13 protein-coding genes are annotated in these 13370 nt (G+C 73.9%); 8 read left to right on the top strand and 5 right to left on the bottom strand.

Features of this window, described 5'->3' with window-relative positions; all coding sequences use genetic code 11:
- Window position 1 precedes the first annotated feature (1 nt).
- Genes ACF089_RS06095 through ACF089_RS06065 form a run of 7 tightly spaced genes read left to right on the top strand, consistent with a single transcriptional unit; the run spans window position 2 to window position 7683 of the window.
- Window positions 2–1036, top strand: coding sequence for an NAD-dependent epimerase/dehydratase family protein (locus tag ACF089_RS06095; RefSeq protein ID WP_392022455.1), 1035 nt, complete (start codon window positions 2–4; stop codon window positions 1034–1036).
- Window positions 1024–2307, top strand: a complete 1284-nt coding sequence (locus ACF089_RS06090) for a DUF4910 domain-containing protein (RefSeq protein ID WP_392022454.1) — start codon at window positions 1024–1026, stop codon at window positions 2305–2307. The genes ACF089_RS06095 and ACF089_RS06090 overlap by 13 nt, the downstream gene beginning before the upstream one ends.
- A complete protein-coding gene (locus ACF089_RS06085) occupies window positions 2304–3608 on the top strand; it encodes a hypothetical protein (RefSeq protein WP_392022453.1) in 1305 nt (434 codons plus the stop codon). Before ACF089_RS06090 ends, ACF089_RS06085 begins: the two co-directional genes overlap by 4 nt.
- Window positions 3605–4564 carry a glycosyltransferase family 2 protein gene (locus ACF089_RS06080; protein WP_392022452.1) on the top strand — a complete coding sequence of 320 codons (960 nt, stop codon included), beginning with the start codon at window positions 3605–3607 and terminating at the stop codon, window positions 4562–4564. Before ACF089_RS06085 ends, ACF089_RS06080 begins: the two co-directional genes overlap by 4 nt.
- Window positions 4561–5802, top strand: a complete 1242-nt coding sequence (locus ACF089_RS06075) for a polysaccharide pyruvyl transferase family protein (protein WP_392022450.1) — start codon at window positions 4561–4563, stop codon at window positions 5800–5802. Before ACF089_RS06080 ends, ACF089_RS06075 begins: the two co-directional genes overlap by 4 nt.
- Window positions 5799–6350 carry a dTDP-4-dehydrorhamnose 3,5-epimerase family protein gene (locus ACF089_RS06070; protein ID WP_392022448.1) on the top strand — a complete coding sequence of 184 codons (552 nt, stop codon included), beginning with the start codon at window positions 5799–5801 and terminating at the stop codon, window positions 6348–6350. The genes ACF089_RS06075 and ACF089_RS06070 overlap by 4 nt, the downstream gene beginning before the upstream one ends.
- 7 nt (window positions 6351–6357) lie before the next feature.
- Complete coding sequence (locus ACF089_RS06065; RefSeq protein WP_392022447.1) at window positions 6358–7683, top strand: glutamate-1-semialdehyde 2,1-aminomutase; 1326 nt, start codon at window positions 6358–6360, stop codon at window positions 7681–7683.
- A gap of 7 nt (window positions 7684–7690) precedes the next feature.
- Here ACF089_RS06065 and ACF089_RS06060 read toward each other — a convergent pair whose 3' ends face one another.
- The 4 genes from ACF089_RS06060 to ACF089_RS06045 all read right to left on the bottom strand — a co-directional run bounded on the left by ACF089_RS06060 (window position 7691) and on the right by ACF089_RS06045 (window position 11289).
- The gene (locus tag ACF089_RS06060; protein ID WP_392022445.1) at window positions 7691–8401 is read right to left on the bottom strand and encodes a phosphatase PAP2 family protein; all 711 of its coding nucleotides are present in this window, start codon (window positions 8399–8401) and stop codon (window positions 7691–7693) included.
- A gap of 231 nt (window positions 8402–8632) precedes the next feature.
- On the bottom strand, window positions 8633–9931 hold the full coding sequence (locus tag ACF089_RS06055) for a hypothetical protein (protein WP_392022442.1): 1299 nt from the start codon (window positions 9929–9931) through the stop codon (window positions 8633–8635).
- A 183-nt stretch (window positions 9932–10114) separates the two neighbouring features.
- A complete protein-coding gene (locus ACF089_RS06050) occupies window positions 10115–10693 on the bottom strand; it encodes a MarR family winged helix-turn-helix transcriptional regulator (protein ID WP_392022439.1) in 579 nt (192 codons plus the stop codon).
- A 140-nt stretch (window positions 10694–10833) separates the two neighbouring features.
- Complete coding sequence (locus tag ACF089_RS06045) at window positions 10834–11289, bottom strand: hypothetical protein (protein ID WP_392022437.1); 456 nt, start codon at window positions 11287–11289, stop codon at window positions 10834–10836.
- A 302-nt stretch (window positions 11290–11591) separates the two neighbouring features.
- Between ACF089_RS06045 and ACF089_RS06040 the strand changes: the two genes are divergently transcribed.
- Window positions 11592–12536 carry a poly-gamma-glutamate hydrolase family protein gene (locus tag ACF089_RS06040; protein WP_392022434.1) on the top strand — a complete coding sequence of 315 codons (945 nt, stop codon included), beginning with the start codon at window positions 11592–11594 and terminating at the stop codon, window positions 12534–12536.
- Between the two features lie 168 nt (window positions 12537–12704).
- Here ACF089_RS06040 and ACF089_RS06035 read toward each other — a convergent pair whose 3' ends face one another.
- Window positions 12705–13358 (bottom strand): TetR/AcrR family transcriptional regulator, encoded by a 654-nt coding sequence (locus tag ACF089_RS06035; protein ID WP_392022431.1) that lies wholly within the window; start codon window positions 13356–13358, stop codon window positions 12705–12707.
- Window positions 13359–13370 lie beyond the last annotated feature (12 nt).

Below are 13370 nucleotides of genomic sequence, written 5' to 3'. Positions count from 1 at the left end.
CGTGCGCGTACTGCTGACCGGGCATCAGGGCTATCTGGGCACCGTCATGGCCCCGATCCTGGGCTCCGCCGGACACGAGGTCGTCGGGCTGGACTCCGGCCTGTTCGCCGACTGTGTGCTGGGCCCGCCGCCCGCGGACCCGCCCGGGCACCGGGTGGATCTGCGCGACGTGACGGCCGGGCACCTGGCCGGGGTGGACGCCGTCGTCCATCTGGCGGCGCTCTCCAACGACCCGCTGGGAGCGCTGGCCCCGGACCTCACCTACGACATCAACCACCACGCGTCCGTGCGGCTGGCCCGGCTGGCCCGGGGCGCCGGGGTGCGGCGTTTCCTGTACGCGTCGACCTGCTCGGTCTACGGCGCCGCCGGCGGCGGCGAGCTGGTCGCCGAGGACGCCCCGCTGCGCCCGGTGACGCCGTACGCGGAGTCCAAGGTGCGGGTGGAGGACGATCTGCACGCGCTGGCCGACGGCGACTTCAGCCCGGTGTTCCTGCGCAACGCCACCGCCTTCGGCCACTCGCCCCGGCTGCGCGCGGACATCGTGCTGAACAATCTGGTGGGCCACGCGCTCCTGTCCGGCGAGGTCCTCGTCCTCTCCGACGGCACCCCCTGGCGTCCGCTGGTGCACGCCGCCGACATCGCGCGGGCCTTCACGGCCGCGCTGAGCGCGCCGCGCGAGGCGGTGCACGACCGGGCGTTCAACATCGGCAGCGAGGTCAACAACGTCACCGTCGCGGAGATAGCCGAGCAGGTCGCCGAGGCGGTGGCCGGCGCGAAGGTGGTGATCACCGGGGAGAACGGGGCCGATCCCCGGTCGTACCGGGTGGACTTCTCCCGGTTCCGCGCCGCCGTCCCCGGCTTCGAGTGCGAGTGGTCGGTGAAGCGGGGCGCGCTCGAACTCGCCGACGCCTACCGGGAGCACGGGCTGACCCGCGAGGACTTCGACCAGCGCTTCACCCGGCTGGCCGTGCTGCGCGCGGCACTCGGGCGGCAGGGCGCGGGCGCCGTCGACGAGACCCTGCGGTGGCGCCGGTGACCGGGGTCGGCGAGCGGATGCACGCCCTGGTGGAGCGGCTGTACCCGCTGTGCCGGAGCATCACGGGCGACGGGGTGCGCGCCACCCTGGGAATCGTCGGCGAGTATCTTCCGCTCCAGGTGCACGAGGTGCCGACCGGGACGCGGGTGCTCGACTGGACGGTCCCGCAGGAGTGGAACATCCGGGACGCGTACATCGCCGACGCCTCGGGCCGCCGGGTCGTCGACTTCGCCGCGTCCAGCCTGCACGTGCTCGGCTACAGCGTTCCGGTGTCGGCGACCATGCCGCTGGCCGAGCTGCGCGGACATCTGCACACCCTGCCGGACCACCCGGGCTGGGTGCCGTACCGGACCAGCTACTACAGGCCGGAGTGGGGATTCTGCCTGGCCCAGGAGACCCTGGACGCGCTGCCGGACGGCGACTACGAGGTGCGCGTCGACTCCACCCTCGCCGACGGCCATCTCACCTACGCCGAGCATGTGATCCCCGGGCAGGTCCCCGACGAGGTGATCGTCTCCTGTCATGTCTGCCACCCGTCGCTGGCCAACGACAATCTGGCCGGCGTCGCGGTGGCGGTGTTCCTGGCCCGGGCGCTGGCGGAGACCACCCCCTGGTACACCTACCGGTTCCTGTTCGCGCCCGGCACCATCGGGGCGATCACCTGGCTGGCCCGCAACGCGGAGCGGGTGGAGCGGGTCAAGCACGGGCTGGTGCTGGCCTGCGCGGGCGACCCGGGCCGGCTGACGTACAAGCAGAGCAGACGCGGAGACGCGGAGATCGACCGGGTGATGCGGCATGTGCTGCTCGCCTCCGACCGCCCGCACCGCGTCGTGGAGTTCACTCCGTACGGCTACGACGAGCGGCAGTTCTGCTCCCCCGGGTTCGACCTCGGAGTCGGCTCGCTCAGCCGGACCCCGTACGCCGGCTACCCCGAGTACCACACCTCGGCGGACAATGTGGACTTCGTCTCCCCGGCGGCGATGGCCGACACGCTCGGCGTCTGCCGCGAGGCGTTCGCCGTGCTGGAGCGCAACCGGAGGTATCTCAACCTCAGCCCCTACGGCGAACCGCAGCTGGGCCGGCGCGGGCTGTACGACTCGCTCGGCGGCCGCAGCGACGCGAAACAGGCCCAGCTGGCGATGCTCTGGGTGCTCAGCCTCTCCGACGGCGAGCACAGTCTGCTGGACGTCGCCGAGCGGTCGGGGCTGCCGTTCGACACCGTCGCCGCCGCGGCCGACGCCCTGCACGGCGCCGGGCTGATCAAGGCATGACGCCGATGGCCACCGGGAGACGGCGGACGAGGGCCCCGGCGGCCGGGCCCCGCGCCGGGCGGGCCCTGGCCGGCCGGCTGTCGTGGGGACTGGCCGACCAGGCGGTCTGCAGCATGACCAACTTCGCGGTCGGGATCTGTGTGGCGCGCTCGCTGGGACCGGCCGCGTTCGGCGTGTTCAGTCTGGCCTGGGTGACCTACGGCGTGGTGCTCGGCGTCTCCCGCGGGCTGGCGACCGACCCGCTGATGGTGCGCTTCAGCGGTGTGCCGGACGCGTCCTGGCGTGCGGCGGCGGCCCGGGCGTCGGGCACCGCGCTCGGCGTCGGCGCCGCCGTCGGCGCGGTCTGTCTGGCGGTCGGGCTCGGTCTCGGCGGCCGGCTCGGGCTCGCCTTCGCCGCCCTCGGCGTCATCCTCCCGGGCCTGCTGCTCCAGGACGCCTGGCGGTTCTCGTTCTTCGCCGCGGGCGCCGGACAAAAGGCGTTCGTCAACGACCTCCTGGGGGGCGTCGCGCTCGTCCCGGCCATGGTGGCGGCGGCCCACGCGGGCACCGTGACCGCCTTCGTGCTCGCCTGGGGCACGGCCGCCGCGGTGGCCGCGGGGTACGGCCGCCTCCAGTCCGGCATCCGCCCCCGGCCGGCCGCGGCGCGCGGCTGGCTCCACGAACACCGCGACCTCGGCTACCGGTATCTGGTCGAGAACGTCGGCGTCAGCGGCGCGGCCCAGCTGAGGGCGTACGGGCTCGGCGCGATCGTCGGGGTCGGCGCGGTGGGCGTGGTCCGGGGCGCGGAGCTGCTCCTCGGCCCGTTTCTCGCGGTGCTGATGGGGCTGTCGCTGGTCACCGTCGCCGAGGCGGCACGGGTGCTGCGGCGGGCCCCGCACCGGCTGGGCCGGTTCTGTCTGCTGCTCGGCGGCGGGCAGGCCGCCGGCGCGCTGCTCTGGGGCGGGGCGCTGCTGCTGGTGCCGGACCGGTTCGGCGAGCTGGTGCTCGGCGCGGTCTGGCACTCCGCGTCGGAGCTGATCGTGCCGGCCGCGCTCGGCGTCGCGGGCGCGGGCCTCGGCGTCGGCGCGGCGGCCGGGCTGCGCGCCCTCGCCGCCGCCCGGCGCAGCCTGCGCTGCCAGCTGTTCGCCTCCGCCTGCTATGTGGGCGGCGGGCTCGGCGGGGCGGCCGCGGCCGGCACGGTCGGCTCGGCCTGGGGCGTGGCCGCCGCGACCGTGAGCGCCTCGGCCGTGTGGCTGCTGCAACTGCGCTCCGCCCTGCGTGAGCACCACCAGAACCCGATCCGTGAAGTGAGGACGTCATGACCGCGTTTCGCCGCTCTCCCCGATTGAGCGTCGGCCTGCCCGTGTACAACGGCGAGGAGTATCTCGCCGAGTCGTTCGAGGCCCTGCTCGGCCAGACCTACGAGGACTTCGAGCTGGTCGTCTCCGACAACGCCTCGACCGACGGGACCGAGGGCATCTGCCGCCGGTACGCCGCGCGGGACTCGCGCGTCCGGTATCTGCGGCTGCCCCGGAACATCGGCGCCGCGCCGAACCACAACCGGGTGTTCGCCGAGTGCCGCGGCGAGCTGTTCAAATGGGCCTCGCACGACGATCTGTACGCCCGGGATCTGCTGCGGCGCTGTGTGGAGGCGCTGGACGAGCGGCCGGAGGTGATCCTCGCCCACTCCGACCAGGCGGTCATCGACGGCGACGGCCGGGTGAAGGTGCCGTACGCGTACGGGCTCGCCACCGCCTCGCCGCATCCGCCGGAGCGTTTCCGCAGCATGCTGTTCGAGCCGGGCGGCGACGACTTCTACGGGGTGATGCGGGCCGATGTGCTGCGGCGGGTGAAGCCGCACGACAGCTACCACCACGCGGACCGCACCTTCGTCGCCGAGATCGGTCTGCACGGGCCCTTCCACCAGGTGCCGGAGCTGCTGTACTTCCGCCGCGACCACCCCACCCGCGCCGAGCGGGCCAACCCCTCCAAGCGCTCCCGGTGCGTCAATCTGGACCCGCGCCGGGCGGGCCCGCTGCACCCGACGCCCCGGCTGCTCGCCGAGTACGTCTGGGGCTTCGTCGCGGCGATCCGGCGGGCGCCGCTGTCCCCGGCCGACCGGCGCGCGTGCTACCGCCATCTGGCCGCCTGGGCGGCCAGCCGGGCCCGGCCGGGCGGCGCGGGCGAGCGGGTCGAGGACCGCGACCCGGTCGGCCCGGGCCGGGCCGCCGTCTCCGTCGACGCCCTCGTCGCGGGCCGTGAGGGCGGACGGGCATGAGGTCCGCGTACGGGACCCCGGTGCGCGTGGGGGTGTTCGGCCTGCTCGGCTCCGGCAATCTCGGCAACGACGGATCGCTGGAGGCCCTGCTCGGCCGACTCCGCGCCGATCATCCGGAGGCCGTCGTGGACGCGCTGTGCGGCGGACCCGAGACGGTCGCGAAGCGGTACGGGATCCCCGCGACGCGGCTGCACTGGTACCGGGGGGAGTACCGGACGGCCTCGCGCGCGGGCGCGATCGCGGCGAAGGGTCTGGGCAAACTCGTCGACGTCTTCCGCACCGCCGCCTGGGTGCGGCGGCACGATGTGGTGATCGTGCCGGGCATGGGCGTCCTGGAGGCCACGCTGCCGCTGCGGCCGTGGGGGTTCCCGTACTCGCTCCTCCTGCTCTGCGCGACCGGCCGGCTGTTCGGCGTCCGGGTCGCGCTGGTCGGTGTCGGGGCCGCCGCGATCGGCAGCCGGCCCACCCGGGTCCTGGTGCGCTGGTCGGCGCGGCTGGCCGCGTACCGCTCGTACCGGGACGCCCAGTCCCGCGACGCGATGCGGGCGATGGGCGTGGACACCGCGCGCGACGAGGTCTATCCGGACCTCGCGTTCGCCCTGCCCGCGCCGGCCGCCGGCGCGCCCCCGGGTCCGGGTGGCCCGCCGCGCCCGGTCTGCGTCGGCGTCATGGCCTTCCACGGCGGCGACGACGACCGCGCCCGGGCCGAGGAGATCCACCGGCGCTATCTCGACGGGACGACCCGCTTCGTCCGCGCGCTGGCCGCGGACGGCAGACGGGTCCGGCTGCTCACCGGCGACGCGGCCGACGGTGCGGTCGTCGACGCGATCCTCGACGCGGTGGACTCGCCGCTGGTCAGCGCCGCCGACGCGGCCTCGCTGGCCGATCTGATGAAGGAGGCGGCGGCCGCCGACGCCGTGGTGGCGACCCGCTATCACAACCTGGTCTGCGCGCTGAGGGTCGGCACGCCGACGCTCGCGCTCAGCTACGCGGCGAAGAGCGACGCGCTCATGGCCCGGATGGGTCTGGACGCGTACTGCCACCCGGCCCGCGAGGTCGACCCCGACCGGCTGCTGGAGCAGTTCCGGGCGCTGGAGCGGGGATCGGCGCGGCTGCGGCGGATCCTCGCCGAGCGGAACCGGATCGCCGCCCGGCGGCTGGAGGACCAGTTCACCGCCCTGACCGCCGCCCTGTTCCCGGCGGCCGGCCCCACCCACGCCCTGCGGGAGACCCCATGAAAGCGACCGGAGTCCCGGCGATCGCCGGCGCGCACCTCTTCGAGCCGACGCTCCACTCCGACGAGCGCGGCTTCTTCTGCCGCACCTTCGACGCCGACGTGGTCCGCTCGGCGGGCCTCGACCCGGACGCCTTCGTCCAGGACAGCGTCTCCCGCTCGGCCCGGGGAGTGCTGCGCGGACTCCATCTGCGCTCCGGGGCCGGCGAGGCCAAGCTGGTGCGGTGCTCGTACGGGAGGATCTTCGACGTCGTCGTGGATCTGCGGGCCGACTCGCCGACCTACCTCGGCCGGGTCTTCCTCGAACTCTCCGGCGACGCGCAGACGACCCTGTACATCCCGGCGGGCTGCGCGCACGGCTTCCAGACGCTGACCGCGACCGCCGACGTCTCGTACCGGATCGACCGCCGGCACGATCCGGCCGAGGATGTGACGATCGCCTTCGACGACCCGGAGCTGGCCATTCCGTGGCCGCTGCCGGCCCTGTCCACGTCCCCGCGGGACCGGGAGGCCCCGAGCCTCGCCGAGGTCCTGCGCCGACGGGAGAAGTGAGGCCGGCGTGGACAGCGGAGAATTCCTCCTGCCCCGGTCGCGGCTGGCGAACGAGCGGCTGCACCGGGCGATCCCCGGCGGCGCGCACACCTACGCCAAGGGCGACGACCAGTATCCCGAGGGCCTGGCCCCGGTCATCAGCCACGGCCGCGGCGCCCATGTGTGGGACGTCGACGGCAACCGCTATGTCGAGTACGGCTCCGGCCTGCGGTCGGTCAGCCTCGGCCACGCCCACCCGCGCGTGATCGAGGCGGTGCGGCGGGAACTCGACCGCGGCGGGAACTTCGTCCGGCCGTCCATCGTCGAGGCCGAGGCCGCGGAACTCTTCCTGGCCACCGTGCCGACCGCCGAGATGGTGAAGTTCGCGAAGAACGGCTCCGACGCCACCACCGCCGCGGTGCGCCTCGCCCGCGCCGTCACCGGGCGCCCGCGCGTGGCCCTCTGCGGCGACCACCCCTTCTTCTCCACCGACGACTGGTTCATCGGCGCGACGCCGATGTCCGCCGGCGTCCCGGACGCGACCGCCGGACTCACCCTCGCCTTCCCCTACGGGGACCTGGCCGCCACCGAGGAGCTGCTCACCCGGCACCGGGACGAGGTCGCCTGCCTGATCCTCGAACCGGCCACCCACACCGAGCCGCCGCCCGGATACCTCGCCGGCCTGCGCGAACTGGCCGACCGGCACGGCTGCGTCCTGGTCTTCGACGAGATGATCACCGGTCTGCGCTGGTCGGCGGCCGGCGCGCAGGGGCTGTACGGCGTCGTCCCCGACCTCTCCACCTTCGGCAAGGCGCTGGGCAACGGGTTCGCCGTCTCCGCGCTGGCCGGACGCCGCGATCTCATGGAACGCGGCGGACTGCGCCACTCCCACGACCGGGTGTTCCTGCTGTCCACCACCCACGGCGCGGAGACCCACTCGCTCGCCGCCGCCATGGCCGTCCTCGGCGCCTACGCGGAGGAGGGCGTCACCGCGCGGCTGCACGCCCTCGGCGACCGGCTGGCCGCCGGCGTCCGCGAGGCCGCCGCCGCCATGGGCGTCGGCGACCACCTCGTCGTCCGGGGCCGGGCCAGCAATCTGGTGTACGCCACCCTCGACGAGCACCGGCGGCCGTCGCAGCGGTACCGCACCCTGTTCCTGCGCCGGCTCATCGAGGGCGGGGTGCTCGCCCCGTCGTTCGTGGTGAGCGCCGCGCTCGACGACGCCGACATCGACCGTACCGTCGAAACGGTGGCCCAGGCCTGCGCGGTGTACCGCAAGGCGCTGGACTGCGCCGATCCCACCCCCTGGCTGGGCGGACGACCGGTGAAGCCCGCGTTCCGCCGCTTGGCGTGAGGCGGCGTCAGCGGCGCCCCGGCCGGGCGGCGTCGGCCGCCTTGTCGATCAGCCACCCGGTCGCCGGCACCACCGCCAGCGCGGCGCACCAGCCGCCGAGGACGTCGGTCGGGTAGTGCGCGCCCAGCGCGAGCTGCGCCCAGCCCATGGCGGCGCCGGCGACCAGCGCCGCGAGGAGTACGAGCGAGGCGCCGGCCGTCCTGCCGAGGCCGAGCCGGCCGACCGCGAGCAGCGCCACCGCGAGGGCGAGCGCGGTGAGGAAGGCGGTGTGCCCGCTCGGATAGGACAGGTGCTCGCCGTGGATGGTGCGTCCCACCAGGGGCTTGGCCAGCTTCGTCGTCCCGACGGCCAGGCCGGTGCCGACCACGGCGAGCGCGGCGGCGCGGGGTCGCCGCAGCAGCAGACAGCCCGCCGCGGCGGCCACGACCAGCGCGGCCGCTCCGGCGGGCTCCCCCAGGAAGTCGGTGGCCAGGGCGGCGCTCCGCCACCGCGGCGACACCCCGTCCACCGCTGCCTGGATCCGCGCGTCCGCCCCGGCGGGCCGGCTGTGCCCGGCGTACAGCACCCCGAGCACGACGGCCGTCAGCGCGGCGAGGAACGCGACCGGGGCGAGCGCGGGGAGCGCGGGGTGGGTCCGCCGTACGGTCGTCCGTACGCCGTGTTCGGTGCGTCCGGTCGAGCGGGGTCGGGGCTCTTCGTCCGGCCGGTGGGCAGACATGGGTCGGCGGCTCTCTGTCTGGTCGATTCCGGGGTCTCCGGGAGACTGCTCGCCGTGCCGGCGGTGCGCGGCGGACCGCGGCGAGCCGGTCGACGGCCGATGGGGGCTGCCACCCTAACCGGCGTTCCGGTCGCGGCGCAGGGGTTCCGCGACCTGAGCAACAGGCCTTCTTCGTCGACGCGTTGGTTCTTGCGCGCCTGCGGTGACCGAGGCCGGCGGGGAGCGGGGCGGTCAGTCCGCCGCCCGGGCCTGCTGCACCAGTGCGGCCAGGGGGGCGATGAAGGCGCCGCTGGGAGTGGCGGACAGCCCGTACCGCTCGGTCATGCGCCGGCGCGCGGCGGGGGAGGGCGGCGCCCGGTCCTCCCCCTCCGGGGCGATCAGGTACTCCAGATAGGGGGCCCAGAGGGACTCCCCGGTGGGGGGTTTCAGGACCCACCAGACCGTCAGTTCGCGAGTGGGACGGCTGTGCTCCAGCAGGGCGTTGCTGTGCGCGACGGGCGAGCGGTACTGGACGCTCGGCCATCTGAATCGGTGGGAGGCGACCCAGTCGGGGTCCCGTGGATGCTTCTTCCACTCCGGCACGGTCCAGGACGTCTCGGTGGATCGGTGGAGATCGGTCAGCAGGGTCGCCCGGTCCGCTCTGAGGGTGACGACGACGGCGTTGGCCGCGATCACGTCGTACGGGGCGTCGAGGGGGATCTGTACGACCTTCTGGCTGAGCGATTCCTCGCCGGGCTGCAGCAGTCTGCCCGACAGGATGTAGCGCCCCTGCGCGAGCACGTCGACGGCCGGCGCGCCGACCTCCGTGTGCCGCAGCAGGTCCCACTGCTCCTCCTCGACGTCGCCCCGCAGCTCGTCGGCCGTTCGCGGTTCCTTGCGCGTGTCCCCGTGCCGGCCGTTCACCTGGAAGAGGCTTCCCGCGACGTACAGCGCCACCTGGCCCCGGTTCCTCGTGCGCAGCACGACCGGAAGGCTGAGGACTCCGTCCGCGACGGTCGCCGGGCGGAACTCGACGGCGGTGGAGACCAGGGCGGGGAATTTGTACGGCTGGTAGACGTGGTTGTAGCTGAAGCTGCCGAAGGCGACGACCACCGAGACGACGACGCCGGCGGCGAAACCTCTCGGGTGCGGGAGGCTTCCCCACACCCCCAGCCGGTGGAGCCGCCACAGGGCCCAGCAGGACCAGGGGATCAGCAGCGCCCAGAACAGGAGGAAGTGCGTGTAGCCGCCCCCGTCGATCTGGAGGGCGAGGAGCAGGAGATTGAAGAACAGGGAGATCAGCACCCCGGCCAGCACCACACCGCCGGAGTACCGGGCGGGTCTGTGGCGCAGACAGTCGAGGAAGGCGCCGAAGGCGGCGATCACCGCCAGCGCCGCCGCGAGACAGACGAATCCGCTGATGCGCCCGGCGTAGGTCAGCGCGTGGGTGATGTCGTCGGACCCGTACCAGGCCAGCTCGACCACGGTCGCGATCAGGCCCGCTCCGAACAGCGTTCGAGCGAGCCCCTGGGCCTGGGGCACCTGGGTCATGGCTCATCCTGGTCGGCCCGCCGGACCCGGCGCACCCCGGCCGGGGCGACCGGGTGACCCGCCTCCGGTCCCCCGCTGGTCTCCGGCCCCGTCGGGCGCCCTCGCCGTACGGGCCGGTCTCCCCCGCGCCCGGGCCACGGCGCCGCCGCACGGGTACGGACGCCGTGCCCGTGCGGCGGAGGCTCACGGCTGGGCGTTCGCACCGCCGGGCCGGCCCAGGTACTGGTCGAGTCGGTCCTGGTTCTCGACCAGGAGCAGGCACAGATGCCTCAGCCGGGTCAGCTCGTCGGGCGTGAAGCCCCGGAAGACCGATGTCATGGCGACCTGGGTGGGCCTGCGGAAGGCCTCCAGCCACTCCAGCCCGGCGGGTGTGATCCGCGCCAGGACCGAACGGCGGTCACGGCCGTCGGGCACCCGCTCGGCCAGTCCGTCACGTTCGAGGGTGTCGACCAGACCGGTGACATTACGCGACGTCACTCCGGCCGCCTGGGCCAGCTCACCGATGCTGATCCCGCCCTCGGGCCCGGCGCTCAGCCGAATCAGCAGATCGAGCGCCCCCGCGCTCAGCCCGCGCCCCTCGGCCCCCCGGGCGCGCAGACGTTCGATGGCGTGGAAGGCGCTGCGAATCGCTCCCGCGCTCTCCAGCGCGAGGGTGGTCTCTCCTTCGGTGAACAGGGCCATGGCGGACCTCACTCGGGGATCGAAGAGGCTGCCGTCGGGGTCGCGGTCGAATTTTGACTGAGAGTTATGTACTTGCTTCATAATGAAGCAGGACTTTAATACCGGGTTCACGAATTGCCAAGCCCCTTACCACAGAGCACTTCTGACGACCGCTCACCACTGGTCCCGGGATCGACTGATCACGTCCTGGTGCGGCCGTTCGGCGGCGACGACCTCGACCGTCAGCGCCCGGCGGCCGTCACGCCGCCCTCGTTTGGGCCGAGGACGGGCCGGAGCCGCCGCGCGCGCACGTGGTTCAGCAGCCACGCGGAGGGCAGCTGAAGGGTGAGCACGGCGAAGGCCGCCACGGCGAACGCGTCGTCGGCCGGCGCCTCGGCCCCGTCCCGCCAGGCGGAGAGGCCGGCCCACAGCAGCAGAACCAGCAGATAGGCGCCGCCGTCGATCAGCGGGACACGCCACACGGGCACGGGCGGGGTGAGGCGGCGGGCCACGGTGAGGACCAGGGCGGCCACGGCCAAGAACACAGGGGCCGCAGGATTCGCGACCCACCACGACACCCAGAACCCGAAGTCGCCCGCGACGGCCGACCAGGCGAGGCCGACCAGCGCCCCGGTCGCCCAGGACCCGAGGGTCACGGTCAGGGCGTAGAGAACAGCGCTGCGCCAGGTGACAGTCATGTCCCGCTCTTCCGTCGGTGGACCGAGGGCCACCGCGCGGCGACCCGCCTGCACGGACAGTCTCCTCCCGCGCCTTCGAGCGGGAGCAGCGGGGCGCACGTCGGCGGTGGCGGCTTCCGTGAGGCGCGCGCGCCCTTCGGGCGGCCGTGCCGAAGGGGCGGTCCGGGGCCGCCGGAACCGCTTCCGGAGCGCCTCGGCGGACCGGGCGAAGCGACCGGCCGAGGGCGGCGCCCTGAGGGACCGGCGCCTATCACCGGACTCCGCGAGGTCATCACCGCGTGCTATCGCATGATCATGTCCTCATGACCGAAACCAGACGCAGATCCGTACTGACCGCGTTCGCCGGAGCCGCCCTCGGGACCGGGCTGGCGGGCGGACAGGCCGTGGCCGCACCCCGTGCCACGGCCTCCACGACGGCCGCGTGTCCGACCGTGCCCGTCATCCCGGCCACCGGCCGGAACCCGTTCGCCACGAACACGGACCTCTACCGGCACCCCCAGTACGAGGAGGGCACCGCCTACGCGCGCCGCTACAAGCGCCAGGCACGGACCGACGCCGACCTCGGCGCCGCCCACCCCTTCACCCGCACCACCGTGCTGGCGCTGCACGGCGGCGGCATCGAGCCCGGGACCTCCGAGATCGCCCTCGGGATCGCCGGATACAACCCGGCGGACCTCACCCCCGTCACCCCCGTGCCCCCCAACAACTGGTCCACGCACGACTACTGGATGTTCGAGGGGCTGCTCGGCTCCGGCAACAGCGCCATGCACATCACCTCCACCCGCTGCGACGACCTGGTGGCGCTCTCCATGGCGGGCGGCAGCGCCAACGTGATCAGCGTGCACGGCTGCGACGTGGACGACCTGAAGCCGGTCCCGCCGGGCCCGGGGACCCCGGGACGCCCGGGCATCGCGAATCCCGCGGCGGATTCGGTTCTGGTCGGCGGCCTCAGCACAGTCTTCAAGGGATATCTGAGGGAGGAACTGGGGCTCGCCGGCTTCACCACGTACGACGGCGACGATGTCCCCTCCCTGGCAGGGACCGATCCCGACAACCCGTGCAACCGCGGCCTGCTGCGCGCGGGCGCCCAGCTCGAACTCACCAACGGACTGCGGAGGAGCATGTTCGGCGACTTCTCCCGCGCGGGTCGCCCGGGCAGCACCACCGATGTGTTCAGAAGATTCGTCCCCGCCTGCCGCAAGGCCATCCACCGGATGGAGCAGCGCACGGACCAGGCGCACTACTGACCGCGAGACCGCACGCCGAAGCCCGGGGCCCGGTACGCCGTGACGGCGTACCGGGCTCGTTCGCGCCGGACCCCGGGCGGCCGCCGGAGGCGCGGACCCCGCCCGCCGCCCGGACGGCCGTGGCAGCGACAGACCCCGGACCTCACCCTCCGTATCGAATCCGCCCCGTCACGTCACCAGACTGCCCCGCGGCAGCCCCAGCTCCGCCTCCGCGGTGGTGCGGGCCAGATCGGTGAGCGGCGCGGCGCGGGAGTCGGCGCTGGTGTTGATGTAGGCGCTGCTGCCGTCGATCGCGACGAGGATGCGCACGGCGGCCGCCCACGGATCCGCGCAGCGGAAGACCTCCGCGCCCGTGCCCGTGCCCGTGCCCGTGCCCGCGACGATGAGGCGCTCGATGCGGCGACACCAGAGAAGTTCCTGCTCGACGACGTGGTCGCGGAGTACGGGGCGGTAGCGCGAGAGGTGCCGCGCGTTCAGCCAGAGTCTGCTGACGTTGTCGAATTCGGCGTTCGCGATCAGAGTGAAGAAGCGCCGCAGGGTGCTCAGCGGCGTGTCGTGCCCGGGGCCCGAGGGCTCCTCCGGGAGGAGGCCGTCCAGCTCGGCCAGGGTGGCGCTGGTGAAGGCTTCCGCGACCAGCGTGTCGGCGGCGGGGAAGTAGTGGCTGACCAGTCCGGGCCGGACGCCCAGCTCGTCGGCGATCCGCCGCAGCGTGACGCACTCCAGTCCTTCGGCGAGTCCGACCCGCGCGGCGGCTCGGACGATCTCTTGGCGGCGCTCGGTCGGCGCCTTGCGGGTTCGGATGCCGGGATCCCTTGACGTCATGGGGCGAATGCT

It is taken from the genome of Streptomyces sp. NPDC014894 (assembly GCF_043080985.1).
Lineage (GTDB): Bacteria > Actinomycetota > Actinomycetes > Streptomycetales > Streptomycetaceae > Streptomyces.
The sequence above is the reverse complement of the archived record's forward strand: the minus strand, read 5'-3'. Positions and strand labels throughout refer to the sequence as shown.

What these genes read in the sequence shown, in the direction of transcription:
- ACF089_RS06085 (WP_392022453.1), top strand. Translation starts at nt 2,304, where the DNA reads ATGACGCCGATGGCCACCGGGAGACGGCGGACGAGGGCCCCGGCGGCC.
- ACF089_RS06080 (WP_392022452.1), top strand. Translation starts at nt 3,605, where the DNA reads ATGACCGCGTTTCGCCGCTCTCCCCGATTGAGCGTCGGCCTGCCCGTG.
- ACF089_RS06075 (WP_392022450.1), top strand. Translation starts at nt 4,561, where the DNA reads ATGAGGTCCGCGTACGGGACCCCGGTGCGCGTGGGGGTGTTCGGCCTG.
- ACF089_RS06070 (WP_392022448.1), top strand. Translation starts at nt 5,799, where the DNA reads ATGAAAGCGACCGGAGTCCCGGCGATCGCCGGCGCGCACCTCTTCGAG.
- ACF089_RS06060 (WP_392022445.1), bottom strand. Translation starts at nt 8,401, where the DNA reads ATGTCTGCCCACCGGCCGGACGAAGAGCCCCGACCCCGCTCGACCGGA.
- ACF089_RS06055 (WP_392022442.1), bottom strand. Translation starts at nt 9,931, where the DNA reads ATGACCCAGGTGCCCCAGGCCCAGGGGCTCGCTCGAACGCTGTTCGGA.
- ACF089_RS06050 (WP_392022439.1), bottom strand. Translation starts at nt 10,693, where the DNA reads ATGAAGCAAGTACATAACTCTCAGTCAAAATTCGACCGCGACCCCGAC.
- ACF089_RS06045 (WP_392022437.1), bottom strand. Translation starts at nt 11,289, where the DNA reads ATGACTGTCACCTGGCGCAGCGCTGTTCTCTACGCCCTGACCGTGACC.
- ACF089_RS06040 (WP_392022434.1), top strand. Translation starts at nt 11,592, where the DNA reads ATGACCGAAACCAGACGCAGATCCGTACTGACCGCGTTCGCCGGAGCC.
- ACF089_RS06035 (WP_392022431.1), bottom strand. Translation starts at nt 13,358, where the DNA reads ATGACGTCAAGGGATCCCGGCATCCGAACCCGCAAGGCGCCGACCGAG.